35 protein-coding genes are annotated in these 23,321 nt (G+C 61.7%); 26 read left to right on the plus strand and 9 right to left on the minus strand.

Annotation, left to right across the window (positions count from 1 at the left end; translation table 11 throughout):
- The first annotated feature begins 25 nt into the window (after positions 1 to 25).
- From rplB to sugE, 26 genes are all read left to right on the plus strand, one after another.
- The gene (rplB, locus tag G8E10_RS05620) at positions 26 to 862 is read left to right on the plus strand and encodes a 50S ribosomal protein L2 (RefSeq protein WP_110798746.1); all 837 of its coding nucleotides are present in this window, start codon (positions 26 to 28) and stop codon (positions 860 to 862) included.
- Positions 863 to 878: 16 nt separating this feature from the next.
- On the plus strand, positions 879 to 1,157 hold the full coding sequence (rpsS, locus tag G8E10_RS05625; RefSeq protein ID WP_092933401.1) for a 30S ribosomal protein S19: 279 nt from the start codon (positions 879 to 881) through the stop codon (positions 1,155 to 1,157).
- Positions 1,158 to 1,159: 2 nt separating this feature from the next.
- The gene (rplV, locus tag G8E10_RS05630) at positions 1,160 to 1,549 is read left to right on the plus strand and encodes a 50S ribosomal protein L22 (protein WP_092933403.1); all 390 of its coding nucleotides are present in this window, start codon (positions 1,160 to 1,162) and stop codon (positions 1,547 to 1,549) included.
- Entirely contained in the window at positions 1,549 to 2,280 is a 732-nt protein-coding gene (gene rpsC / locus G8E10_RS05635; RefSeq protein ID WP_062468290.1) for a 30S ribosomal protein S3, read from the plus strand. Before rplV ends, rpsC begins: the two co-directional genes overlap by 1 nt.
- Before the next feature lie 38 nt (positions 2,281 to 2,318).
- Positions 2,319 to 2,732, plus strand: coding sequence for a 50S ribosomal protein L16 (gene rplP, locus G8E10_RS05640; RefSeq protein ID WP_062601052.1), 414 nt, complete (start codon positions 2,319 to 2,321; stop codon positions 2,730 to 2,732).
- 11 nt (positions 2,733 to 2,743) lie between these two features.
- Positions 2,744 to 2,944, plus strand: coding sequence for a 50S ribosomal protein L29 (gene rpmC / locus G8E10_RS05645; RefSeq protein ID WP_092933405.1), 201 nt, complete (start codon positions 2,744 to 2,746; stop codon positions 2,942 to 2,944).
- A gap of 12 nt (positions 2,945 to 2,956) precedes the next feature.
- Positions 2,957 to 3,193, plus strand: coding sequence for a 30S ribosomal protein S17 (rpsQ, locus tag G8E10_RS05650; protein ID WP_062596579.1), 237 nt, complete (start codon positions 2,957 to 2,959; stop codon positions 3,191 to 3,193).
- Between the two features lie 442 nt (positions 3,194 to 3,635).
- The gene (gene rplN, locus G8E10_RS05655) at positions 3,636 to 4,004 is read left to right on the plus strand and encodes a 50S ribosomal protein L14 (RefSeq protein ID WP_062468282.1); all 369 of its coding nucleotides are present in this window, start codon (positions 3,636 to 3,638) and stop codon (positions 4,002 to 4,004) included.
- A 13-nt stretch (positions 4,005 to 4,017) separates the two neighbouring features.
- Positions 4,018 to 4,320, plus strand: coding sequence for a 50S ribosomal protein L24 (gene rplX, locus G8E10_RS05660; RefSeq protein WP_062596578.1), 303 nt, complete (start codon positions 4,018 to 4,020; stop codon positions 4,318 to 4,320).
- A complete protein-coding gene (gene rplE, locus G8E10_RS05665; RefSeq protein ID WP_110798747.1) occupies positions 4,320 to 4,880 on the plus strand; it encodes a 50S ribosomal protein L5 in 561 nt (186 codons plus the stop codon). The genes rplX and rplE overlap by 1 nt, the downstream gene beginning before the upstream one ends.
- Positions 4,881 to 4,911: 31 nt before the next feature.
- Entirely contained in the window at positions 4,912 to 5,217 is a 306-nt protein-coding gene (rpsN, locus tag G8E10_RS05670; RefSeq protein WP_062596576.1) for a 30S ribosomal protein S14, read from the plus strand.
- Between the two features lie 12 nt (positions 5,218 to 5,229).
- The gene (rpsH, locus tag G8E10_RS05675) at positions 5,230 to 5,628 is read left to right on the plus strand and encodes a 30S ribosomal protein S8 (protein WP_062468274.1); all 399 of its coding nucleotides are present in this window, start codon (positions 5,230 to 5,232) and stop codon (positions 5,626 to 5,628) included.
- Positions 5,629 to 5,670: 42 nt separating this feature from the next.
- Positions 5,671 to 6,204 carry a 50S ribosomal protein L6 gene (rplF, locus tag G8E10_RS05680; RefSeq protein ID WP_110798748.1) on the plus strand — a complete coding sequence of 178 codons (534 nt, stop codon included), beginning with the start codon at positions 5,671 to 5,673 and terminating at the stop codon, positions 6,202 to 6,204.
- A gap of 12 nt (positions 6,205 to 6,216) precedes the next feature.
- Entirely contained in the window at positions 6,217 to 6,579 is a 363-nt protein-coding gene (rplR, locus tag G8E10_RS05685; protein WP_062468270.1) for a 50S ribosomal protein L18, read from the plus strand.
- 192 nt (positions 6,580 to 6,771) lie between these two features.
- Entirely contained in the window at positions 6,772 to 7,341 is a 570-nt protein-coding gene (gene rpsE / locus G8E10_RS05690) for a 30S ribosomal protein S5 (protein WP_062468268.1), read from the plus strand.
- Positions 7,342 to 7,354: 13 nt separating this feature from the next.
- Complete coding sequence (gene rpmD, locus G8E10_RS05695) at positions 7,355 to 7,555, plus strand: 50S ribosomal protein L30 (protein ID WP_062596574.1); 201 nt, start codon at positions 7,355 to 7,357, stop codon at positions 7,553 to 7,555.
- Positions 7,556 to 7,568: 13 nt separating this feature from the next.
- On the plus strand, positions 7,569 to 8,051 hold the full coding sequence (gene rplO / locus G8E10_RS05700) for a 50S ribosomal protein L15 (protein ID WP_110729611.1): 483 nt from the start codon (positions 7,569 to 7,571) through the stop codon (positions 8,049 to 8,051).
- A 316-nt stretch (positions 8,052 to 8,367) separates the two neighbouring features.
- The gene (gene secY, locus G8E10_RS05705; RefSeq protein WP_132449306.1) at positions 8,368 to 9,708 is read left to right on the plus strand and encodes a preprotein translocase subunit SecY; all 1,341 of its coding nucleotides are present in this window, start codon (positions 8,368 to 8,370) and stop codon (positions 9,706 to 9,708) included.
- Positions 9,705 to 10,301 (plus strand): adenylate kinase, encoded by a 597-nt coding sequence (locus G8E10_RS05710; RefSeq protein WP_110729613.1) that lies wholly within the window; start codon positions 9,705 to 9,707, stop codon positions 10,299 to 10,301. The genes secY and G8E10_RS05710 overlap by 4 nt, the downstream gene beginning before the upstream one ends.
- 242 nt (positions 10,302 to 10,543) lie before the next feature.
- A complete protein-coding gene (rpsM, locus tag G8E10_RS05715) occupies positions 10,544 to 10,912 on the plus strand; it encodes a 30S ribosomal protein S13 (RefSeq protein ID WP_062596570.1) in 369 nt (122 codons plus the stop codon).
- A 233-nt stretch (positions 10,913 to 11,145) separates the two neighbouring features.
- On the plus strand, positions 11,146 to 11,535 hold the full coding sequence (rpsK, locus tag G8E10_RS05720) for a 30S ribosomal protein S11 (protein ID WP_062468256.1): 390 nt from the start codon (positions 11,146 to 11,148) through the stop codon (positions 11,533 to 11,535).
- A gap of 100 nt (positions 11,536 to 11,635) precedes the next feature.
- Entirely contained in the window at positions 11,636 to 12,646 is a 1,011-nt protein-coding gene (locus tag G8E10_RS05725; protein ID WP_110729614.1) for a DNA-directed RNA polymerase subunit alpha, read from the plus strand.
- A gap of 191 nt (positions 12,647 to 12,837) precedes the next feature.
- Positions 12,838 to 13,263, plus strand: coding sequence for a 50S ribosomal protein L17 (gene rplQ / locus G8E10_RS05730; RefSeq protein WP_110798751.1), 426 nt, complete (start codon positions 12,838 to 12,840; stop codon positions 13,261 to 13,263).
- A gap of 501 nt (positions 13,264 to 13,764) precedes the next feature.
- A complete protein-coding gene (locus G8E10_RS05735) occupies positions 13,765 to 15,060 on the plus strand; it encodes a DegQ family serine endoprotease (RefSeq protein WP_425530824.1) in 1,296 nt (431 codons plus the stop codon).
- Positions 15,057 to 16,373 (plus strand): replication-associated recombination protein A, encoded by a 1,317-nt coding sequence (locus G8E10_RS05740; RefSeq protein ID WP_132663416.1) that lies wholly within the window; start codon positions 15,057 to 15,059, stop codon positions 16,371 to 16,373. The genes G8E10_RS05735 and G8E10_RS05740 overlap by 4 nt, the downstream gene beginning before the upstream one ends.
- 101 nt (positions 16,374 to 16,474) lie before the next feature.
- Positions 16,475 to 16,789, plus strand: a complete 315-nt coding sequence (gene sugE / locus G8E10_RS05745; RefSeq protein WP_092933425.1) for a quaternary ammonium compound efflux SMR transporter SugE — start codon at positions 16,475 to 16,477, stop codon at positions 16,787 to 16,789.
- A 3-nt stretch (positions 16,790 to 16,792) separates the two neighbouring features.
- Here the strand turns inward: sugE and G8E10_RS05750 are convergent, their stop codons facing one another.
- The 9 genes from G8E10_RS05750 to G8E10_RS05790 form a co-directional block, all read right to left on the minus strand.
- The gene (locus G8E10_RS05750) at positions 16,793 to 17,584 is read right to left on the minus strand and encodes an ATP12 family chaperone protein (RefSeq protein ID WP_167127686.1); all 792 of its coding nucleotides are present in this window, start codon (positions 17,582 to 17,584) and stop codon (positions 16,793 to 16,795) included.
- Complete coding sequence (locus G8E10_RS05755; RefSeq protein WP_167128043.1) at positions 17,577 to 18,233, minus strand: HAD-IA family hydrolase; 657 nt, start codon at positions 18,231 to 18,233, stop codon at positions 17,577 to 17,579. The genes G8E10_RS05750 and G8E10_RS05755 overlap by 8 nt, the downstream gene beginning before the upstream one ends.
- Positions 18,233 to 19,219 (minus strand): RluA family pseudouridine synthase, encoded by a 987-nt coding sequence (locus G8E10_RS05760; RefSeq protein WP_167127689.1) that lies wholly within the window; start codon positions 19,217 to 19,219, stop codon positions 18,233 to 18,235. Before G8E10_RS05760 ends, G8E10_RS05755 begins: the two co-directional genes overlap by 1 nt.
- Positions 19,220 to 19,284: 65 nt before the next feature.
- Positions 19,285 to 19,662, minus strand: coding sequence for a fluoride efflux transporter CrcB (gene crcB, locus G8E10_RS05765; RefSeq protein WP_167127693.1), 378 nt, complete (start codon positions 19,660 to 19,662; stop codon positions 19,285 to 19,287).
- Positions 19,663 to 19,720: 58 nt separating this feature from the next.
- Positions 19,721 to 20,554, minus strand: coding sequence for an S-formylglutathione hydrolase (fghA, locus tag G8E10_RS05770; RefSeq protein WP_167127696.1), 834 nt, complete (start codon positions 20,552 to 20,554; stop codon positions 19,721 to 19,723).
- A 33-nt stretch (positions 20,555 to 20,587) separates the two neighbouring features.
- Entirely contained in the window at positions 20,588 to 21,253 is a 666-nt protein-coding gene (locus G8E10_RS05775; protein ID WP_167127699.1) for a DUF1345 domain-containing protein, read from the minus strand.
- A 4-nt stretch (positions 21,254 to 21,257) separates the two neighbouring features.
- Entirely contained in the window at positions 21,258 to 21,701 is a 444-nt protein-coding gene (locus G8E10_RS05780; protein WP_167127702.1) for a YaiI/YqxD family protein, read from the minus strand.
- Positions 21,698 to 22,180, minus strand: coding sequence for a GNAT family N-acetyltransferase (locus G8E10_RS05785; protein WP_167127706.1), 483 nt, complete (start codon positions 22,178 to 22,180; stop codon positions 21,698 to 21,700). Before G8E10_RS05785 ends, G8E10_RS05780 begins: the two co-directional genes overlap by 4 nt.
- Complete coding sequence (locus G8E10_RS05790) at positions 22,180 to 23,307, minus strand: S-(hydroxymethyl)glutathione dehydrogenase/class III alcohol dehydrogenase (protein WP_110798762.1); 1,128 nt, start codon at positions 23,305 to 23,307, stop codon at positions 22,180 to 22,182. Before G8E10_RS05790 ends, G8E10_RS05785 begins: the two co-directional genes overlap by 1 nt.
- Between the last annotated feature and the right edge of the window lie 14 nt (positions 23,308 to 23,321).

Consider the following 23,321-nt stretch of genomic DNA (forward strand, 5'->3'; position numbering starts at 1 on the left):
TAAAGACCCAAAAGGGAACAAGAAAATGGCATTGAAAAGTTTCAATCCGACGACCCCAAGCCAGCGTCAGCTGGTCATCGTCGACCGTTCTTCGCTCTACAAGGGCAAGCCGGTCAAGTCGCTGACACAGGGTCTCACCAAGAGCGGTGGTCGTAACAACCTCGGCCGTATCACGGCTCGCTTCATCGGCGGCGGTCACAAGCGGACCTACCGTCTGATCGACTTCAAGCGTCGCAAGTTCGACGTTGATGGCACGGTCGAGCGTCTGGAGTACGACCCGAACCGTACGGCGTTCATCGCGCTGATCAAGTACGAAGACGGCACGCAGGCCTACATCATTGCGCCGCAGCGCCTCGCCGTCGGTGACAAGGTCATCGCCTCCGAGAAGGCTGTCGACGTAAAGCCCGGCAACACCATGCCGCTGCAGTTCATCCCGGTCGGCTCCATCATCCACAACGTGGAAATGAAGCCCGGCAAGGGTGGCCAGATGGCGCGCTCGGCAGGCACCTACGTGCAGCTTGTCGGTCGCGACCAGGGCATGGCGATCCTGCGCCTCAACTCCGGCGAACAGCGCCTGGTTCATGCGAGCTGCCTCGCATCGATCGGCGCCGTGTCCAACCCGGATCACGGCAACATCAACGACGGCAAGGCCGGTCGTACGCGCTGGCGCGGCAAGACCCCGCATAACCGCGGTGTCGTCATGAACCCGGTCGACCACCCGCACGGCGGCGGCGAAGGCCGCACCTCGGGCGGCCGCCACCCGGTTTCACCGTGGGGCAAGCCGACCAAGGGCAAGCGCACGCGTTCGAACAAGTCGACCGACAAGTTCATCATGCGTTCGCGCCATCAGCGCAAGAAGTAAGAAGAGGTAGTCACAAATGGCTCGTTCAGTATGGAAAGGTCCGTTCGTCGACGGCTATCTTCTCAAGAAGGCTGAGAAGGTTCGCGAAGGCGGGCGCAATGAGGTCATCAAGATGTGGAGCCGTCGCTCCACCATCTTGCCGCAGTTCGTCGGTCTGACCTTTGGCGTCTACAACGGTTCCAAGCATGTTCCCGTCAATGTCAATGAAGACATGGTCGGTCACAAGTTCGGTGAATTCTCTCCGACCCGGACCTACTACGGTCACGGTGCGGACAAGAAGGCAAAGAGGAAGTAACGATGGGTAAGGCAAAAGCCGAACGTCGGCTGGCGGATAATGAAGCGCAGGCTGTTGCGCGCACGATCCGCGTCAGCCCCCAGAAGCTCAACCTCGTTGCCGCGATGATCCGCGGCAAGAAGGTCGACCGTGCTCTGGCCGAACTTGAATTCTCCCGCAAGCGTATCGCCGGCACGGTCAAGAAGACCCTGGAATCGGCCATCGCAAACGCCGAGAACAACCACGACCTCGACGTCGACTCGCTCGTCGTTGCGGAAGCTTTTGTTGGCAAGTCGATGGTGATGAAGCGCTTCCACGCTCGTGGTCGCGGCCGTGCATCGCGGATCGAAAAGCCGTTTGCACACTTGACGATCATTGTTCGTGAAGTGGAAGCCAAAGGGGAGGCCGCATAATGGGCCAGAAAATTAATCCAATCGGTTTCCGTCTCGGCATCAACCGGACCTGGGATAGCCGTTGGTTCGCTGACAATGCCGAATACGGCAAGCTGCTGCACGAAGACCTGAAGATCCGCAAGTATCTGATGGACGAACTGAAGCAGGCCGGCATCTCGAAGGTCGTCATCGAGCGTCCGCACAAGAAGTGCCGCGTCACGATCCACTCGGCTCGCCCGGGTCTGATCATCGGCAAGAAGGGCGCAGACATCGAAAAGCTGCGTCGCAAGCTGTCGGAAATGACGAACTCGGAAACGCACCTCAACATCGTTGAAGTGCGCAAGCCGGAAGTCGACGCGACGCTCGTTGCTCAGTCGATCGCTCAGCAGCTCGAGCGCCGCGTGGCTTTCCGCCGTGCGATGAAGCGTTCGGTTCAGTCGGCCATGCGTCTGGGTGCCGAAGGCATCAAGATCACCTGCGCCGGCCGCCTGGGTGGCGCCGAAATCGCCCGTACCGAGTGGTATCGCGAAGGTCGCGTTCCGCTTCACACGCTGCGCGCCGACATCGACTACGGTGTTGCCGAAGCTGTGACGGCATTCGGCATCTGCGGCATCAAGGTCTGGATCTTCAAGGGCGAAATCCTTGAACACGATCCGATGGCCTCCGAGCGCCGCGCGAGCGAGAGTGACAGTCAGGGTAGTGGTGGACGTGATCGCGATCGCGATCGTGATCGCCGTCGTGAAAACGCGTAACAGTCGCGTTTGGCAGCCAATATCGGAGAATTAAAAAAATGTTGCAGCCAAAGCGTACGAAGTATCGCAAGCAATTCAAGGGCCGCATCAAGGGCGTAGCCAAGGGCGGATCTGATCTTGCTTTCGGCGAATTCGGCTTGAAGTCCTTGGAACCGAACCGCGTCAATGCGCGCGAGATCGAAGCGGCCCGCCGCGCGATCACGCGTCACATGAAGCGTGCCGGCCGCGTTTGGATCCGTGTATTCCCGGACGTTCCGGTTACCGCGAAGCCAACCGAAGTCCGCATGGGTAAGGGTAAGGGCTCCGTCGAATACTGGGCGTGCAAGGTCAAGCCTGGTCGTATGATGTTCGAGATCGATGGCGTCAACGAGGAGCTCGCACGCGAAGCCCTTCGTCTTGGTGCTGCGAAACTCTCCGTCAAGACGCGCTTCGTTCAGCGCATTGCGGAGTAAGGAGAAGCCCCATGAAAACCAATGACGTTCGGGCGCTCAGCGCCGACCAGCTCAACGACGAGCTTGCCAAGCTGAAGAAGGAGCAGTTCAACCTGCGCTTCCAGAAGGCGACCGGCCAGCTTGAAAAGTCGTCGCGCATCAACGAGGTCCGCAAGGACATCGCGCGCATCAAAACAATTGCCCGCCAGAAGGCGGCAGAAGCCAAGGCTTAAGGACCAAGAAAAATGCCGAAACGCATTCTGCAGGGCACCGTCGTCTCCGACAAGAACGAGAAGACCGTCGTCGTACGGGTCGAGCGCCGCTTTGCGCATCCGATCCTTCAGAAGACCGTCCGTCGCTCCAAGAAGTACAAGGCGCACGACGAGAAGAACCAGTTCAAGGTCGGCGACCTTGTTTCCATTCAGGAATGCGCGCCGATCTCCAAGGACAAGACCTGGACGGTCATTTCCGCCCAGGCCTAATTCTACCAGACGTCACGCCGATGGCGCCGCGCAGTGTCGCAAGACACGGAAGCGCGGCGTCTTCGTAAGATCGAGGGTCGTCCTGCTTCTGGCCAATTCGGCTTGGGTTTGGGACGTCGCCCCTTGTAATCGGCGAGAATCTCTGTAAGAAGCAGCCACGGAACGCTCGGGGTTACGAGCGTTCTTTTGCTTTGAGCGCACGGAAGGTCCTGTCTTCAGGAAACCACCCTGGCAAGACCGATCCCGCGCTGTCGCATCATGTCCCGCCTGCTTCTCCCGAGAGGCGAGGGACTGGGAATGCCATTGAAAGCATTGTGGCGTGCCGCCCTTCGCAAGAGGGTGCAGCGCGCCGCATGCAAATTTTCATAAGCCGGAACAGGGGGCTCTCTTTCACGATGAGGAGATCCCAACCGGTTCGGTCACAACAAGAAGGCGACCTGACATGATTCAGATGCAAACAAACCTCGACGTGGCGGATAATTCCGGCGCACGTCGTGTCATGTGCATCAAGGTGCTGGGCGGCTCCAAGCGCAAGTATGCTTCCGTGGGCGACGTCATCGTCGTTTCCATCAAGGAAGCCATCCCGCGCGGCCGCGTCAAGAAGGGCGATGTGATGAAGGCGGTCGTCGTACGCACCGCCAAGGACATTCGTCGTCCGGACGGCAGCGTCATCCGCTTCGATAACAACGCAGCCGTTCTTATCGACAACAAGAAAGAGCCGATCGGCACCCGTATCTTCGGACCGGTTCCGCGCGAGCTTCGCGCCAAGAACCACATGAAGATCATCTCGCTGGCTCCAGAAGTACTGTAAGGGGCGATTAGAGATGAACAAGATTCGTAAGGGCGACAAGGTCGTCGTACTCGCCGGCAAGGACAAGGGCCGGACCGGCGAAGTTATCCAGGTCATGCCGAAGGACGACAAGGCTGTCGTGCGTGGCGTCAACATGGTGAAGCGTCACCAGCGCCAGACCCAGAGCCAGGAAGCCGGCATCATCAACAAGGAAGCCCCGATCCACCTGTCGAACATCGCGATCGCTGACACGGACGGCAAGGCCACCCGCGTCGGTTTCCGCATCGATGGCGACAAGAAGGTTCGCGTGGCCAAGCGTTCGGGAGATGTTATCTGATGGCTGACACCAAGACCTATGAGCCGCGGCTCAAGAGCGAGTACAACGCTCGCATTCGTCCGGCACTGCGGGAGAAGTTCTCCTACGCCAACGAAATGATGATCCCGAAGCTCGACAAGATCGTCATCAACATGGGCGTGGGCGAAGCGACGGCAGACTCGAAGAAGCCTACGATCGCGGCAGCCGACCTTGCAGCGATCGCCGGCCAGAAGCCGGTCGTCACCAAGGCTCGCACCTCCATCGCCGGCTTCAAGCTGCGCGAAGACATGCCGATCGGCGCAAAGGTTACCCTGCGCGGCGCACGCATGTACGAATTTCTGGACCGCCTGATCAACATCGCGCTTCCGCGCGTTCGCGACTTCCGCGGACTGAACCCGAAATCCTTCGACGGCCGTGGCAACTTCGCCATGGGCGTGAAGGAACACATTGTGTTCCCTGAGATCAACTACGACAAGGTCGATCAGATGTGGGGCATGGACATCATCGTTTGCACGACGGCCACGACGGACGACGAAGCGCGGGCTCTGCTCACAGAGTTCAACTTCCCGTTCCGCCAGTAAGCCGTAACGACAAGCAGAAGGATTACGTTTCATGGCGAAAACGAGCGCAGTTGAAAAGAACAAGCGCCGCCGCAAGCTGGTCACCCAGCAGGCCTCCAAGCGGGCCGAGCTGAAGGCGACCATCATGAACCAGTCTCTTCCGATCGAAGAGCGGTTCAAGGCAACTCTGAAACTGGCAAGCCTGCCGCGTGATGGGTCGAAGACCCGCGTTCGCAACCGTTGCGAAGTCACCGGCCGTCCGCGCGCCTACTACCGGAAGCTGGGAATGTCCCGTATCGCCCTGCGCGAACTGGGCAATTTCGGCAAGATCCCGGGTATCGTGAAGTCGAGCTGGTAAGGAGACGGGCAAATGACAATGACTGATCCCTTGGGCGATATGCTCACCCGTATCCGTAACGGCGCTGCACGCCGCAAGACGAACGTAACGACGCCGGCTTCCAAGCTGCGCGCCCGCGTTCTCGACGTGCTGCAGTCGGAAGGCTACATCCGCGGCTACTCCGAAGTCGATTTCGACAACGGCAAGTCCGAGCTCAACATTGAGCTGAAGTACTACGAAGGCGCGTCGGTGATCCGTGAGATCGGCCGCGTGTCCAAGCCGGGCCGCCGGGTCTATGTCTCGGTCAAGTCCATTCCGCAGGTCGCGAACGGTCTCGGCATCACCATCCTTTCGACTCCGAAGGGTGTGATGGCTGATCACCAGGCTCGTGAACAGAACGTTGGCGGCGAGGTTCTCTGCTCCGTATTCTAATACGGACCAGGGATCTCCAGAACGAACAGACAGGATTGAAACATGTCTCGTATCGGTAAGAAGCCCGTTCAGGTTCCCGCTGGTGTCACCGCGACTGTCGATGGACAGAAGGTGACGGCAAAGGGCCCGAAGGGCGAACTGTTCTTCGTCGCGAACGACGAAGTCACTGTAAAGCTGGAAGACAACGCCGTTGTCGTTGAGCCGGTCAGCCAGTCCAAGGATGCTCGTTCCAAGTGGGGCATGTCCCGCACGATGGTCGAGAACATCCTGAAGGGTGTCAAGGACGGCTTCGAGCGCAAGCTCGAAATCAACGGCGTTGGTTACCGCGCGGCTCTGCAGGGCAAGAACCTGCAGCTGGCACTCGGCTTCAGCCATGACGTCGTCTACCAGACGCCGGAAGGCATCACGATCGCTGTTCCCAAGCCGACGGAAATCGTCGTCACGGGTATCAACAAGCAGCAGGTCGGCCAGGTGGCAGCAGAGATTCGCGAATACCGCGGCCCCGAGCCCTACAAGGGCAAGGGCGTCAAGTATGCGGGCGAGCGGATCATCCGCAAAGAAGGCAAGAAGAAGTAAGGATCACGCGAAATGGCTAGCAGGAAAGATAATCTTGTACGTCGCGCTTCGCGCGTTCGTCGTCAAATCAAGGCGGTCGCCAACGGCCGTCCGCGCCTGTCGGTTCATCGCTCGTCGAAGAACATCTACGCACAGGTCATCGACGATGTCGCTGGCACGACGCTGGCGTCCGCTTCGACGCTCGACACCGGTCTGCGCACGTCTCTGAAGACGGGCGCCGACACGGCAGCAGCAGCTGCCGTCGGCAAGCTCCTTGCGGAGCGTGCATCCGAAGCCGGCGTCAAGGACGTCGTCTTCGATCGTGGCGCCTTCATCTATCATGGCCGTATCAAGGCCCTGGCTGAAGCCGCCCGCGAAGGTGGCCTCAACTTCTAAGTTTGATGAGGAAAGCCGAGAACCGGCTTTCCGAATCTGACGAAGACAAGTAAGGCTCCCATTTCCACGACGGGCCGGCCCGGTACATCCGGGCCGAAGCCATGTTGGGAATTCGCCGTACTCTCGCAACTCGCGAGGGGCGGCACCGATCAATCTGCCGATTGCACCCGGAAAAGAAAAAGGAAAAGGACAATGGCACAAGAAAGAAGAGGTTCTCGCGACGACCGCCAGAACCGTGAAGAGCGCGACAGCGAATTCGTTGACAAGCTCGTTGCTATCAACCGCGTCGCCAAGGTGGTGAAGGGCGGCCGTCGTTTCGGCTTCGCTGCTCTCGTCGTCGTCGGCGACCAGAAGGGCCGCGTCGGCTTCGGTCATGGCAAGGCACGTGAAGTGCCGGAAGCTATCCGCAAGGCGACAGAAGCTGCCAAGCGCGAGCTGATCTTCGTTCCGCTGCGCTCCGGCCGTACCCTGCATCATGACGTTCACGGCCGCCACGGCGCCGGCAAGGTTCTGCTGCGTTCGGCCAAGGCTGGTACCGGCATCATCGCCGGCGGCCCGATGCGCGCTGTTTTCGAAACGCTCGGCATGCACGACGTCGTTGCCAAGTCGACCGGTTCGTCCAACCCCTACAACATGATCCGCGCCACCTTCGATGCTCTGAAGAACCAGATGCACCCGAAGGATATCGCGGCTCAGCGCGGCCTCAAGTTCGCCACGCTGCAGGCCCGTCGCGAAGCGGCTGGCGTCACGTCGGAAGAATAAGGGAGTCCGTACGATGGCCACTGAAACCACCGGTAAGACGGTTACTGTCGAGCAGATCGGCAGCCCCATCCGCCGCCCCGCCAGCCAGCGTGCAACGCTGATAGGCCTGGGTCTCAACAAGATGCACCGGGTGCGCACGCTGGAAGACACGCCTTCCGTTCGCGGCATGATCCGGTCCGTCCAGCACCTCGTCCGCGTTATCGACGAGAAGTGAGGGAGATACCATCATGAAGCTGAATGAAATCAGAGACAACGAAGGTGCCACCCATTCGCGCAAGCGTCTGGGTCGTGGTATCGGCTCCGGCTCCGGCAAGACGGCCGGCCGCGGTGTCAAGGGTCAGAAGGCCCGTTCCGGCGTCGCGATCAACGGCTTTGAAGGCGGTCAGATGCCCATCTACCGTCGTCTGCCGAAGCGCGGCTTCAACAACATCTTCCGTTCGGACTTTGTTGTCGTGTCGCTCGGCCGTATCCAGACCGCAATCGACGCCAAGAAGCTCGACGCAACCGCCACGATCGATGCTGCTGCCCTGAAGGCTGCCGGCATCATTCGCCGCGCGCGCGACGGCGTTCGCGTTCTCTCGGACGGCGAACTCACGGGCAAGGTCACGATCGAAGTGGCCGGTGCCTCGCAGTCCGCTGTCGAGAAGATCGAAAAGGCCGGCGGCTCCATCAAGCTGCTGTCTGCCAAGCCGGTCGCTGCCAGCGAATAATCTTGAAGACGGACCGCCCGGGGTGTTACACACCGGGCGGTTTATTGCGTCTGGAGGACGCGCGAGAAGCGCGGGCGAGGCGTAGAGGGCAGGGGAGGTCGGTCGGTTGGCCAGCATCTCCGGGCCGGATCTCCAAAGGCGACCGGACGACATTCCCTTGGCGGATGTGACGATATGCCTGGAGATATCGACAAGCGCATGATTGCTCTTTCAATCGATTTGGTTCTAAGACGTCGTGCAGAAACGTAATTCAAGCTTTTCCGGAGTCGGCCGGGTCTGACGCCGCGGGTTCGGAACTGGCTACGCGGAGAATCGCATGGCTTCTGCAGCGGAACAGCTCGCCTCCAATCTCAATTTCAGAACGTTCGCGAAGGCGGAGGACCTCAAGAAGCGCCTCTGGTTTACGCTCGGCGCGCTGCTGGTCTACCGGCTCGGCACCTATATCCCGCTTCCGGGTCTCAATCCCGATGCGTTCGCCCAGGCATTCCAGGGGCAGAGCGGCGGCATCCTCGGCCTTTTCAACATGTTTTCCGGCGGCGCGGTCTCGCGCATGGCGATCTTCGCTCTCGGGATCATGCCCTATATCTCCGCTTCGATCATCGTCCAGCTCATGACCTCGGTCGTTCCCTCGCTGGAACAGCTGAAGAAGGAAGGCGAGCAGGGCCGCAAGATCATCAACCAGTACACGCGCTACGGCACGGTGCTGCTCGGCCTGCTGCAGGCATACGGCATTGCCGTCGGCCTTGAGAGCGGCAACGGTCTCGTGAACGATCCGGGCTGGTTCTTCCGCATCTCCACCGTCATCTCGCTGCTCGGCGGCACGATGTTCCTGATGTGGCTCGGCGAACAGATCACCTCGCGCGGTATCGGCAATGGCATCTCGCTGATCATCTTCGCCGGCATCGTCGCGCACCTGCCGACGGCCCTTGCCGGTACGCTCGAGCTGGGCCGTACGGGCGCTCTGTCCACGCCACTGATTCTCGGCATCATCATCATGGTCGTCGGCGTCATCGCGCTCATCGTCTTCGTCGAGCGTGCGCAGCGTCGCCTGCTGATCCAGTATCCGAAGCGCCAGGTCGGCAACCGGATGTTCCAGGGCGACACGTCGCACCTGCCGCTGAAGCTGAACACGGCCGGCGTCATCCCTGCGATCTTCGCCTCGTCGCTGCTTCTGCTTCCGGCAACGCTTGCAGGCTTCGCAGACAGCGCAACGCTTCCGGGCTGGGCAACCACCATCGTCGGCTCGCTTGCCCACGGACAGCCGCTCTACATGGTGCTCTACGCCGCCATGATCGCCTTCTTCGCCTTCTTCTACACGGCGATCGTGTTCAATCCGAAGGACACGGCCGATAACCTGAAAAAGCACGGCGGCTTCATCCTCGGTATCCGTCCGGGTGAACGCACGGCCGAATACATCGACTACGTCCTGACGCGGATTACCGTCGTTGGCGCGATCTACCTGATCTTCGTCTGCATCCTGCCGGAATTCGTCATCGCGCAGACGGGCGTGCCCTTCTACCTTGGTGGTACATCGCTTTTGATTGTTGTCAGCGTGACGCTTGATACTGTAGCACAGATCCAGGGTCATCTGATCGCTCAGCAGTATGAGGGGCTGATCAAGAAGTCGAAGTTGCGTGGAGGGAAGAGGGGCCGATGAGACTGATATTTTTAGGACCGCCCGGGGCCGGCAAGGGGACGCAGGCCAAGCTTCTGACGGAACGCTTCGGCATTCCCCAGTTGTCGACCGGTGACATGCTGCGGGCCGCCGTCGCGGAGGAGAGCGACGTCGGCAAGCGGGCGAAGGCGGTCATGGACGCGGGGCAGCTCGTGTCGGACGAGATCGTCAACGAGATCGTCTCGGACCGCATCGACGCCCCCGACTGTGCGAATGGCTTCATTCTTGACGGCTACCCGCGGACGGTTCCGCAGGCGGTCGCCCTCGGGCAGATGCTTGAGGGCAAGGGGCTGAAGTTGGATGCCGTTATCGAGCTCAAGGTCGATGAAGCAGCCCTTCTGCGCCGGATCGAGAATCGAGTCGCGGAAACTTTGGCAGCCGGCGGCAAAGTTCGCTCGGACGACAATCCAGAATCGGTTAAGAAGCGTCTTGTCGAATATCGCGAGAAGACAGCACCGCTTTCGCAGCATTACGCAGAGACCGGCGAGCTGAAAACGCTTGATGGTATGGCGCCTGTGGAAACGGTCACGCGACAGATCAACGAGATTCTTGCTTCGGCTGCGGCCGAAGCCTGACGATACCGGGCGCAAAGCCTTGTTGGACAAGAAAAGGACTGGCCGGGAGTTGACTTTTCCGGCCGATTCCGTCTAAAGACCGCGCTAACTCGCAACATGCAGGGGAATGGCGCGGATTTCACAAGTGAAGTCCGGGCTCGGCATTTGTCCCGTGTTCCGAACGAAAATTGAAACTGACGGCTATTCAAGGCTGCATAGAAGCACCTATTGCCGGATGGCAACTGGAAGCAAGGAGAACAGACGTGGCTCGTATCGCTGGCGTCAACATCCCGACGGCAAAGCGCGTTGTTATCGCGCTGACCTATATTCACGGGATTGGACCGAAATTCGCACAGGAAATCGTCGCAAAGGTCGGTATTCCGGCTGAACGCCGCGTGCATCAGCTCACGGATGCTGAAGTTCTTCAGATCCGCGAAGCCATCGACCGCGAATACCAGGTCGAAGGTGACCTGCGTCGCGAGACGTCGATGAACATCAAGCGTCTGATGGACCTCGGCTGCTACCGCGGCCTGCGTCATCGTCGCTCGCTGCCCGTTCGCGGCCAGCGCACGCACACCAATGCCCGCACCCGCAAGGGCCCGGCAAAGGCGATTGCTGGTAAGAAGAAATAATCTCCCGGAAACGGGGGTGAGGGGGCTGGTGCGAAGCACCGGCCTCTTTTTGGTATGTCGAGGATGGCTTGGCCATCGTTCGGTGGAGCTGCTGGAAATACGGCAGCGTTGATATCGCCGCGATGCCGGGGAGCCCCTGAAGGGTTCCGGCATTGCTGATGAAAGTGGGGAGCACGGCTCCCCGGTGTAGCCGCTGGAATTACGGCGGTGCAGAGATCCGTGAAAGGGTAAACATGGCCAAGGAAGCCACACGCGTACGTCGTCGCGAACGCAAGAATATCTCGACGGGCGTCGCCCACGTGAACTCGTCGTTCAACAACACGATGATCACCATCACCGATGCGCAGGGCAATGCCATTGCATGGTCGTCGGCCGGCTCGAAGGGCTTCAAGGGCTCGCGCAAGTCGACCCCGTTCGCAGCGCAGATCGCCGCTGAAGATGCTGCCAAGAAGGCGCAGGAACACGGCATGAAGACGCTCGAAGTCGAAGTCACCGGCCCGGGTTCCGGCCGCGAGTCGGCTCTGCGCGCTCTGCAGGCTGCCGGCTTCATGATCACGTCCATCCGTGACGTGACGCCGATCCCGCACAATGGTTGCCGTCCGCGCAAGAAGCGCCGCGTCTGATACGCACTCGTCATCAGGTCCGGCGGGAGATCGCTCTCGCCGGCGCTTCAGGGCTCCGTTGCCACGACTGGATGGTGGCAATGAACGGAAGGCAAAACATATGATTCAGAAAAACTGGCAGGAACTGATCAAGCCGAACAAGGTCGAGTTCGCGTCTTCCGGTCGCACCAAGGTTAGCTTGGTCGCGGAACCGCTGGAACGTGGCTTCGGTCTGACCCTCGGCAACGCGCTGCGCCGCGTTCTTCTCTCGTCGCTCCGTGGCGCCGCCGTCACGGCCGTGCAGATCGACGGCGTTCTGCATGAGTTCTCATCGATCCCGGGTGTTCGCGAAGATGTCACCGACATCGTCCTGAACATCAAGGAGATCGCCATCAAGATGGACGGCGACGATGCCAAGCGCATGGTCGTCCGCAAGCAGGGCCCGGGTGTGGTCACGGCTGGCGATATCCAGACGGTCGGCGACATCGAGATCCTGAACCCGAACCATGTCATCTGCACGCTCGACGAGGGCGCGGAGATCCGCATGGAGTTCACGGTCAACAACGGCAAGGGCTATGTTCCGGCGGATCGCAACCGTTCGGAAGATGCACCGATCGGCCTCATCCCGGTCGACAGCCTCTACTCGCCGGTCAAGAAAGTGTCCTACAAGGTGGAAAACACCCGTGAAGGCCAGGTTCTCGACTACGACAAGCTGTCCATGCAGATCGAAACCGATGGCTCGGTAACGGGCGAAGATGCCGTCGCTTTCGCGGCGCGTATCCTTCAGGACCAGCTCGGCGTCTTCGTCAACTTCGACGAACCGCAGAAGGAAGCCGAAGAAGAAGCCGTTACCGAACTGGCGTTCAACCCGGCGCTGCTGAAGAAGGTCGACGAGCTCGAGCTGTCGGTCCGTTCGGCAAACTGCCTGAAGAACGACAACATCGTCTATATCGGCGACCTCATTCAGAAGACGGAAGCCGAAATGCTCCGGACTCCGAACTTCGGCCGCAAGTCGCTGAACGAAATCAAGGAAGTTCTCGCTTCCATGGGCCTGCACCTCGGCATGGAAGTGCCCGCATGGCCGCCCGAGAACATCGAAGATCTCGCGAAGCGCTACGAAGACCAGTATTGATCGCGGGATGATGAAACGTGTGAAGCGGTTTTCCGCTCGCATTCCGCGATTTGAACAATAGACAAGGCAGGTCCAAACTCTGCCTTTCCCCGTCAAACAGCAGGCCCGGCCGGATACGGTTTGGTGCCTGTATGTGCCAGGAAACGGCAGGTCCTCCAGAGAGAGCGACACCTGCATAAAGGAGAATAGCCATGCGCCACAAGAAAGCCGGCCGCAAGCTGAACCGTACCGCCAGCCACCGGAAGGCGATGTTCGCCAACATGGCGGCTTCGCTGATCCTGCACGAGCAGATCATCACGACCCTGCCGAAGGCCAAGGAAATCCGTCCGATCGTCGAAAAGCTCGTCACGCTCGGCAAGCGCGGTGACTTGCACGCCCGTCGTCAGGCCATCTCGCAGATCCGTGACGTCACTGTCGTCGCCAAGCTGTTCGATGCCATTGCAACGCGCTACGCCACCCGCAATGGCGGCTACCTTCGCATCATGAAGGCCGGCTACCGTCAGGGCGACAACGCACCGATCGCCGTCATCGAGTTCGTCGATCGCGACGTCGATGCCAAGGGCGCGGCCGACAAGGCCCGCGTTGTTGCAGAAGCGGATGCTGCTGAAGCAGCCTGATTTATTCAGGTCTTTGCGTTTGAAAACAGCCGGGCGAAAGTCCGGCTGTTTTCGTTTGGGCATTTGCTTGCGGGTGATGGCCGGCACAACGATGCGCGTCTTGTTTTTGCCGCGGACGATGTCTTTGCTTTCCGGGCGCTTCATCCTATTTCTCATCCCGAGAGCATTTCTGGGCGGAGCGCGTTCGTTTCGCCGTCGGACAATGCCATAGAACAACGACCCGGAGTTTTCGGGTGGACACATGTTCATCCGAATCGCTCCGGCCAGTCCTCGTTTCACCAAGGGTTCTCCATGCGTCGCTCGCCATTGTCGCTCGTCCTGTCCGGTATCGCCGGCCTCGTCATCATCATGTTCCTTGCGCATTTCGTGGCGCCGACCGATCTCAGCGTTTCCTATCCAACGGTGGACCAGGTGCAGACCAGTGCGGTCACGACGCCGGTAGCTGCCACGAGCACGGCAACGGACGGGACGACGAAGGCGGTCCCCGAAAGCCGGGCGGACATGCAGATGTCGTTCTCGCCTCTCGTCAAGCAGACGGCGAATGCTGTGGTGAACGTCTATGCCGAGAAGCTCGTCGAGAGCCGCTCTCCACTGGCCGACGATCCCTTCCTGCAGCAGTTCTTCGGCCAGCGCATGCCGAACCGCTCCGAGAAGCAGTCCTCGCTTGGGTCCGGCGTGATCGTCGGGGCAGATGGCATCGTGGTGACGAACAACCACGTCATCGAGGGCGCTGATGACATCAAGGTTGCGCTGGCCGATGGCCGCGAGTTCGAATCGAAGGTCGTGCTGAAGGATGACCGGCTGGATCTCGCCGTCCTCAAGATCGAGGGAACTGCACCGTTCGAGACAATTCCGCTTGGTGATTCGGACAGTGTGGAGGTGGGCGATCTCGTGCTCGCGATCGGTAACCCCTTTGGCGTCGGGCAGACGGTGACGAGCGGCATCGTGTCGGCACTTGCGCGCAACCAAGTGACGCCGGGCAGTGACTTCGGCTTCTTCATCCAGACGGACGCAGCGATCAATCCGGGGAACTCCGGAGGTGGCCTGATCGACATGAAGGGCGAACTCATCGGCATCAACACCGCCATCTTCTCGCGCGGCGGTGGATCGAATGGCGTCGGCTTCGCCATTCCTGCCAATCTGGTCAAGGTTTTCATCGAATCGGCAAAGGGCGGAACCGGGAGCTTCGTACGGCCCTTCATCGGCGCGAGCTTCGAGCCCGTGACCTCGGAAGTCGCCGACGCCCTTGGTCTCGATCGCGCGCGCGGCGCTCTCGTCAGTTCCGTCATTGAAGGCGGCCCTGCCGAGAAGGCCGGCATCCGCCCCGGCGAGGTGGTTACTGCCGTGAATGGCATTCCGGTCGAACATCCCGATGCGCTCGGCTATCGCCTGACCACCGTTGGCATCGGCAAGGATGCGCGGCTGAGCGTCGCCGATAACGGCAAAGTGCGCGATGTCATGCTGCGGCTCGAGCGGGCGCCGGAGACGGCACCGCGCGATGAGAGGCTGATCGAGGGTCGTACGCCGTTTGCCGGCGCCGTCGTCGGAAACCTCTCGCCGCGCCTTGCCGATGAGCTCCGCATGCCGGCGACGTCGGAAGGCGTCGTGATCACGGCGATCAACCGAGGTTCGCCTGCCGCTCGCGTCGGCTTTGCGCCGAAGGACATCATCCTGGCCGTCAACGGCGTTCCGATCGACAAGACCGAGACGCTGGTCAAGGCGACGGCGGATGATCCGGCATTCTGGCGTGTCGAGATCCTGCGCGATGGGCAGCGGATCCGCCAGTTCTTCCGATGAGCGATCTGTTCGCGCCGCACGAGCCGGAGGGAATGCAGGCGAAGCGGCCGCTGGCGGACCGGCTACGGCCACAGACTTTGGCCGACGTCACGGGCCAAGCCCATCTGACAGGGGAAGACGGCGCGCTGCGGCGCATGATCGATTCGGGTTCGCTCGGCTCGATGATCTTCTGGGGCCCGCCCGGCACGGGGAAGACGACTGTTGCGCGGCTTCTTTCCGGCGAAACGGGACTGGCTTTCGAGCAGATTTCGGCGATCTTCTCCGGCGTGGCCGATCTGAAGAAGGTCTTCGAGACGGCACGCACACGCCGCATGTCCGGCCGCCAGACCCTGCTCTTCGTAGACGAGATCCATCGGTTCAATCGTGCGCAGCAGGATAGCTTCCTGCCGGTCATGGAAGACGGGACGATCATCCTCGTCGGTGCCACCACGGAAAACCCGTCCTTCGAGCTCAACGCGGCTCTCCTGTCCCGCGCGCGCGTGCTCACCTTCCGCTCCCACGACGAAGAGAGCCTGCGGGAACTTCTGGGCCGCGCAGAGGCGACCGAGGGCAAGCCGCTGCCGCTCGATGAGGACGCGCGGGCGAGCCTCGTGCGCATGGCGGACGGCGACGGGCGTGCGGCACTGACGCTGGCTGAGGAAGTCTGGCGGGCGGCGCGCAAGGGCGAAACCTTCGACGTTGCCGGGCTGCAGGACGTGGTCCAGCGCCGGGCGCCGGTCTATGACAAAGGGCAGGATGGGCACTACAATCTGATCTCGGCGCTCCACAAGGCCGTGCGTGGCTCGGATCCGGATGCGGCGCTCTACTATCTCTGCCGCATGTTCGATGCCGGGGAGGACCCGCTCTATCTCGGTCGGCGTCTGGTGCGCATGGCTGTCGAGGATATCGGGCTGGCCGATCCGCAGGCGCTCGTGGTCTGCAATGCCGCCAAGGATGCCTATGACTATCTCGGCTCGCCCGAGGGGGAACTGGCGCTGGCGCAGGCCTGCGTCTATCTCGCGACCGCGCCGAAATCGAACGCCGTCTACATGGCCTACAAGGCGGCGATGCGGGCGGCCAAGCAGAATGGCTCGCTGCTGCCACCGAAGCACATTCTCAACGCTCCGACCAAGCTCATGAAGGGCGAGGGCTACGGGGATGGCTACCGCTATGATCATGACGAGCCCGACGCGTTCTCCGGTCAGGATTATTTCCCGGAGAAGATGGGTCGCCAGAAATTTTACGATCCGCCCGAGCGCGGCTTCGAGCGCGACATCCGCAAGCGGTTGGAATGGTGGGACAAGCTGCGCAAGGAGCGGGGCGGCGACCGCTGAAGATTGCGCAATGTCGCCGGATATGGCATAAAGCGCGCAGCGGACGACCGCGAATTAACACCAATGCGGGGACGGCCTCGCTCCTCACGGGAGTGATCTCCATGTCTTGGTTTCTGCTTTTTCTCGCCGGACTGTTCGAAATCGGTTGGGCCATCGGCCTCAAATATACCGAGGGCTTCTCGAAGCCGCTTCCCACCATCCTGACCATTGCCGCCATGGTGGCGAGCATCGCGCTCCTCGGTATGGCGTTGCGCACCCTGCCGCTCGGAACGGCCTATGCGATCTGGACCGGCATCGGCACGGTCGGAACCGTCATTCTCGGTATCGTGCTGTTTGCAGAGCCCGCAACGGCACTTCGGCTCGGCTGTATCGGCCTCATCGTCGCGGGTATCGCCGGTCTGAAGCTGACGGCCTGAGGCTCAGGCTGTTCGCAGCGAATCAAGCACGGCATTGGCTGCCTGCATGTCGCGCCAGCGAAGTTCGCGGCGCTGGAAGGCTTCGTCGTCCGTACCCCAATGCTCGATCTGCCAGTCTTCGTCGAGATGGGCGAACGCCCAGGCCTCGTCCACGCTCAGGCGACGCTCGGCAATGGCGAGCGGCAGGATGGCCGAGCCGGTGAGGGTGGTCATGGCGTGGATGGCGGAGAGCCCAAGCGGCGTCGCGTAGGCCCGCAACGCCTCGGCAAAGGCCGAGATGGCCGCCTGTGGCTGGCGCTGGTGGATGACGCCTTCTGCAAGGATGAAACGAGCGCCGAACGTTTCCGACATCCAGGCAAGGATGGGATCCCATTGCGCTTGCTGGCGGCCGACGAGCCCTTCCGGCTGGTCGGCGCGGTAGCAGAGCATGTCGGTTCCGGCAAAGTTTAAAATGTCCTCGAACACGCCGCGAATGTCCTTCGCCACGCCGTCCAGCGCGCTGTTGACCAGACGCGTGACCGGCATGATACCGGGATCGATGTTTTCGACCTGTGCATCCCATTCCGCCGCCAGAAGTTCGGCCAGTTCCTCGGTCGGCACGGCCAGCACCTGCTTGGCCGGCGTCTTCACCGGGCGTCCGTCGAGCAGAATCGCGAAGCTGTCGCCCTCGCTGCGGCCGATCGAGACCTCTTTGTAGAAACGCTTCGGCAATGGCTTCAGCATCTGGATTTGCGCACGGCGAACCGGATCCGGATCGCTGAAGGTGTTCGTGAATTCGTCGCGGATATCAGACATGCGCAGTCTCCAGCAAGGCAAGAATATCGTCCGGCGTCTGGACGATATGGTCGGCGCCGGCGGCAAGCAGGGCGCTTGTGGGCGCATAGCCCCAGGAAACGCCGATGGCCTTGGCGCCCGCACTCTTTGCCATCTGCATATCGTAAATCGCGTCGCCGATGACAAGCGTATCGCTCGGCTCAAAACCGGCTTCCGCACAGCATTCGGCTACCATGGCGGGATGCGGTTTGGACGGGCAGTCGTCCGCGGTGCGCGAGACCGCGAAGTCGAAGCCGTGCGACGTGCGGATCATGTCCAATCCGCGCCGGGATTTTCCCGTGACGGCACCGATCACCAGATCGTCGCGTTGCGAGAGCGTTTCCATCATGGCGGCGATGCCCGGAAAGGGCTGCTCGGACATGCCGGCGGCGCGGACGTCAGTATAGATTTCCTTGTAATGCGCGGTCATCGCCAGCGCCTGGTCGTTGACATGCGGTTCGCCGGTCAGCCGGGCGATCGCGATGTCGAGCGTCAGGCCGATGATCGATTTCGTGTCCTCAAGCGCCGGCGGCGTGAGGCCGAAGGCCTCGAATGTACGCGCCATCGTCGCGTGGATCACGCCGGCGCTATCGACCAGCGTGCCGTCGCAATCGAACAGGACAAGCCGCATCATTCCTCTCCGGCATTGGCCATGTCGAAACCGAAGAGGTTCCAGGTCTGGACCATATGCTGGGGCATCGGCGCCGTGATCGTCAGACGTCCGCCATCCGGATGAGGAATGTCGATCTTGCGCGCATGGAGGTGAAGGCGGTTCTGGACGCCGCTGGGAAAATTCCAGCCGGGGGCGTCGTCGAAGTACTTGGGGTCGCCAATAATGGGATTGCCGATATGGAGGGCGTGGACGCGCAACTGGTGGGTTCTGCCGGTGTAAGGCTCCATCTCCAGCCAGGCAAAGTTCTGGCCCGCCTGCTCCAGAACCCGGTAGTAGGAAATCGCGTGGTCGGCGCCATCGTCGCCATGACGGGCGATGCGCATCCGGTCGCCATCGGGCGTCTGTTCCTTGACGAGCCAGCTGGACACCTTGTCCTCGCGCTTGCGCGGAACGCCCTTGACCAGCGACCAGTAGGTCTTCTTCGTGTCACGTTCGCGAAACGCGGCCGTCAGCTTCTGGGCAGCACCGCGGGTGCGCGCCACGACCAGCACGCCGGACGTGTCGCGATCGAGCCGGTGAACGAGCCGCGGCTTCTCGCCCCGCGGGCTGGTCCAGGCCTCCAGCATCTGGTCGATGTGCCGGTTGAGGCCGGAGCCGCCCTGCACGGCGATGCCCGGCGGCTTGTTCAGCACGATCACCTTGGCATCTTCGTGCAGCAGCATGCGCGACAGCAGCTCGTGGTCGGACGAGTGCTTCAGGTCATGGTTCGGGATCGGCCCCGTCTTGCGGTTTTCATCGACATCCATCGGCGGAATACGGATCATCTGGCCGGCTTCCACCCGAAAGTCGGATTTCACGCGGCCACCGTTCACGCGGACCTGACCGGATCGGAGCAGCTTCTGCAGCGGCCCGAATCCAAGTCCGGGATAATGCACCTTGAACCAGCGATCGAGGCGCATGCCGTTTTCGTCGGCTTCCACCGTCTTGTGCTCGATACCCGCCATGTCAGTGGTCTTTCGTCCTCGGCGGCCAAAGGCCTGCCATCCATCATCGTCTTCAAGCGCCCGCTTTAGACGATTGCGCGCATCAGGGCCAGACCTGCAAAGACGCCGAGGCCGGAAAGCACGAGACTGAGGGCCACATAGAGCGCCGCCGAGCCGAATTGCCCCTGTTCGGCCAGCATCGCGGCATCGAGCGAGAAGGCCGAGAAGGTGGTGTAGCCGCCGAGAATGCCGGTGACAAGGAAGAGGCGCAGCTCGGGCGAAGCCCCGAACCGCCGAACGACGACCTCGGAGAGCACGCCGATGAGGAACGAGCCGGTGACGTTGACGAACAGCGTGCCCCAGGGAAAGCCGGCACCCAACAGCCGGACGCTGGCGATGCCGCAGAGATAACGGAGGACGGAGCCGAGCGCTCCGCCCAGTGCGACGAGGAGAACGTTCAGCATCGCCCGGATCTTCCGGGCTGATGGACCGACGCGGGAGAGAGGACTGCCGTGTCCGGCATCAGGCCAGCCGCTCCGCATGCCACCGCAGGTGATCGTCCATGAAGGTCGAGATGAAATAATAGGAGTGATCGTAGCGCTCCTGCATGCGCAGCGTCAGGGCGATGCCGGTGCCTTTGATCGCCTCCTCGAACAGCCACGGGCGCAGGCCGCTTTCGAGGAACCCGTCGGCCGTACCCTGGTCGATCAGGAATTCCGGGAAGCGCGCGCCGTCTTCGACCAGCGCGCAGGCATCATAAGCGCGCCAGGCGGCCTTGTCCGCCCCGAGATATTTCTCGAAGGCGCCCATAGACCAATCGGCCGTCGAGGGCTGGACGATGGGGGCGAAGGCCGAGCAGCTGCGGAAACGCTCCGGGTTCTTCAAGGCGATCGTCATCGCGCCGTGTCCGCCCATGGAGTGGCCGAAGATGCCCTGACGGTTCATGTCCGTGCGGAATTGCGAGGCGATCAGCGCCGGCAGTTCCTGCGTGATGTAGGTCTCCATGCGGTAGTGGCGCGCCCAGGGTTCCTGTGTCGCATCGAGATAAAAGCCGGCACCCTTGCCCATCTGCCAGTTCGCCGCTTCGTCGGCAACGTCGTCGCCTCGCGGGCTGGTATCCGGGCAAACGATGATGAGGCCGAGTTCGGCCGCAAGCCGGCGGTACTCGCCTTTATCCATCACGTTGGCGTGGCTGCAGGTCAGACCTGAGAGGTACCAGACGACCGGGCAGGGCTGGCTGACGGCCTGCGGCGGCACGAAAACGGCAAAGGTCATATCGCAGTCGCAGGCTTCCGAGCGATGCGAATAGACGCCTTGCATGCCACCGAAGGCGACGTTTTGGGACAGGACTTTCATGGGAGACTCCCTTAGGGCAAACCGGACGATGCGTTAAAGCAGGGCGACCGCAGCATTGACCGCCACGGCGATGAGCACGGTGTTGAAGAAGTAGGAGATGATGGCGTGCAGCAGGTTGATCTTGCGCATCGCCGTCGTGTTGATCGCGACATCCGATGTCTGCGCCGTCATGCCGATGACGAAGGAGAAATAGAGGAAATCGAAAATCCCCGGCATATCAGTGCCCGGAAAGTCCAGCCCGCGGCGATCGCCGTTCTCTCCCGCACTGATATCGGAAAGCTCCGGGCTCCAGTAACGGTGCGCATAATGGATGGCCGCCATCGTATGCACCGTCAGCCAGCCGAGCGCCACGGAGGCGAAGGCGAGGATCTGGTCGGCGGGCGGTGCGCCGTCTTTTTCGTTCAACGCCTGAAACAGGGAGACGAGGCAGATGACGACGGCGGCGAGTGTGACGCCGAGGATGACGATCTCCGGCTCGTCCGTACCGGCAGCGTTCTCCTTGAGATAGGCGCCGCTGAGCTTCGGAATACGGATCGCGATCATCACGAGGTAGACGAGGAAGAAGAGAACGGCGGCAAGTTCGATCGCGAAGCGCTCGCTTTCGATGAAGCCGATCGGCAGCGACAGCGCAGCAACGGCGGCACCCAACGTAAAGGGCAGGTGGCGCCGGGGGATCAGCCCGCTGCTCGCGCGGGCCATCGCCTCAGGCCTGCTTCGCCCGACGGCAGAGCCGGTCGAGCGTTTCGAGAAAGGCCGAACGGTCGCGGGCCGTGAAGGCAGCATTGAAGCCGCGGCTTTCGCCGGTCTCGCGAAGATGCGCGCCGAGATCCCGCATGGCGGTTGCCATGCCGATATTCGCGACATCGAAGACGCGGCCCGTTGGCCCGGTCACCAGCGCGCCCTTGGCAACGCAGCGCCCGGCCAGAGGTACGTCGGCCGTGATGACGACATCACCCGGGCCCGCGCGTTCCGCAATCCAGTCGTCCGCCGCGTCGAACCCGGCCGACACGATGACATTGGTGACCATCGGATCGCGCGACGGACGAAGCCCGGAATTGGCAACCAGCGTCACCGGCATATTGTGCCGCTCGGCGACCTTGAGAATCTCGGGCTTGACGGGGCAGGCATCGGCATCGACGTAGATCATGAGATGTCCGTGGATCGGGGTGAGGCGGGCCGCAGCATGTCGACATGCAGAATGCCGTCTTCGAGATACTCGTCGGATGTCACGACGAAGCCGAAACCGGTGTAGAATGCGCGCAGATGGCTCTGCGCCGAAAGCGCGATCGGTACGCTCGGAAATGTCGTGTCGCAGGCAGAGACCGCCTCGCGCATCAGGGCGTCTCCGAGCCGTCTGCCACGATGATCCGGTGAAACGACGACGCGGCCGATGCGGACCGGGTCGCCCGACTGCTGCGGTTCGATCAGTCGGGCGGACGCGACGAGCGCATCGCCCTCGATCAGCCGCAGGTGCAATGCGGCCGAATCCTTGCCGTCGAGTTCCGGGTAGGGGCATGTCTGCTCCACCACGAACACATCGACCCGCATTTTCAACAGCGCATACAGGTCGGCTGCGGACAGGGCGTCCATCGTCCGCAGGTCGACCTTATAGGCGGTTGACGACATCAGTAGACCACGACGCCGCGGATGCTTTCGCCCGAATGCATCAGGTCGAAGCCCTTGTTGATGTCCTCGAGCGGCATCGTGTGGGTGATCATCGGGTCGATCTGGATCTTGCCCTCCATGTACCATTCGACAATCTTCGGCACGTCCGTGCGGCCGCGCGCGCCACCGAAGGCGGTGCCCATCCAGTTGCGGCCGGTGACCAGCTGGAAGGGGCGGGTGGAGATTTCCTGGCCCGCGCCGGCAACGCCGATGATGATGGACTTGCCCCAGCCGCGATGCGACGATTCGAGCGCCTGGCGCATGACCTTCGTGTTGCCGGTGCAGTCGAAGGTGTAGTCTGCGCCGCCGATCGTGTCGCCGTTGCGCTTCGTCAGGTTGACCAGATAGGGCACGATGTCGTCGCCGACTTCCTTCGGATTGACGAAATGCGTCATGCCGAACTTTTCGCCCCAGGCCTTGCGATCATTGTTGATGTCGACGCCGATGATCATGTCCGCGCCGGCAAGACGCAGGCCCTGCAGCACGTTGAGGCCGATGCCGCCGAGGCCGAAGACGATGGCGGTCGAGCCGATCTCGACCTTAGCCGTGTTGATCACGGCGCCGATGCCGGTCGTCACGCCGCAGCCGATGTAGCAGATCTTGTCGAAGGGCGCGTCCGGGTTGACCTTGGCGAGCGCGATTTCCGGCAGGACCGTGAAGTTCGCGAAGGTGGAGCAGCCCATGTAGTGAAAGATTTTGTCCTTGCCGATCGAGAACCGCGACGTGCCGTCCGGCATCAGGCCCTGGCCCTGCGTTGCGCGGATGGAGGTGCAGAGGTTCGTCTTGCGCGACAGGCACGAATAGCATTCGCGGCATTCCGGCGTGTAGAGCGGAATGACGTGGTCGCCCTTCTTCAGCGATGTCACGCCCGGGCCGACATCGACCACGATGCCGGCACCCTCATGGCCGAGGATGGCGGGAAACAGGCCTTCCGGATCGGCACCCGACAGGGTGAACTCGTCCGTATGGCAGATGCCGGTGGCCTTGACCTCGACCAGTACCTCGCCGGCCCGTGGGCCTTCCAGTTGTACGGTCATGATCTCGAGGGGTTTGCCGGCCTGAACGGCGACAGCAGCGCGAACGTCCATGAAATGTCTCCTGG

The sequence above is a fragment of the Ferranicluibacter rubi genome, from assembly GCF_011603255.1.
Lineage (GTDB): Bacteria > Pseudomonadota > Alphaproteobacteria > Rhizobiales > Rhizobiaceae > Ferranicluibacter > Ferranicluibacter rubi.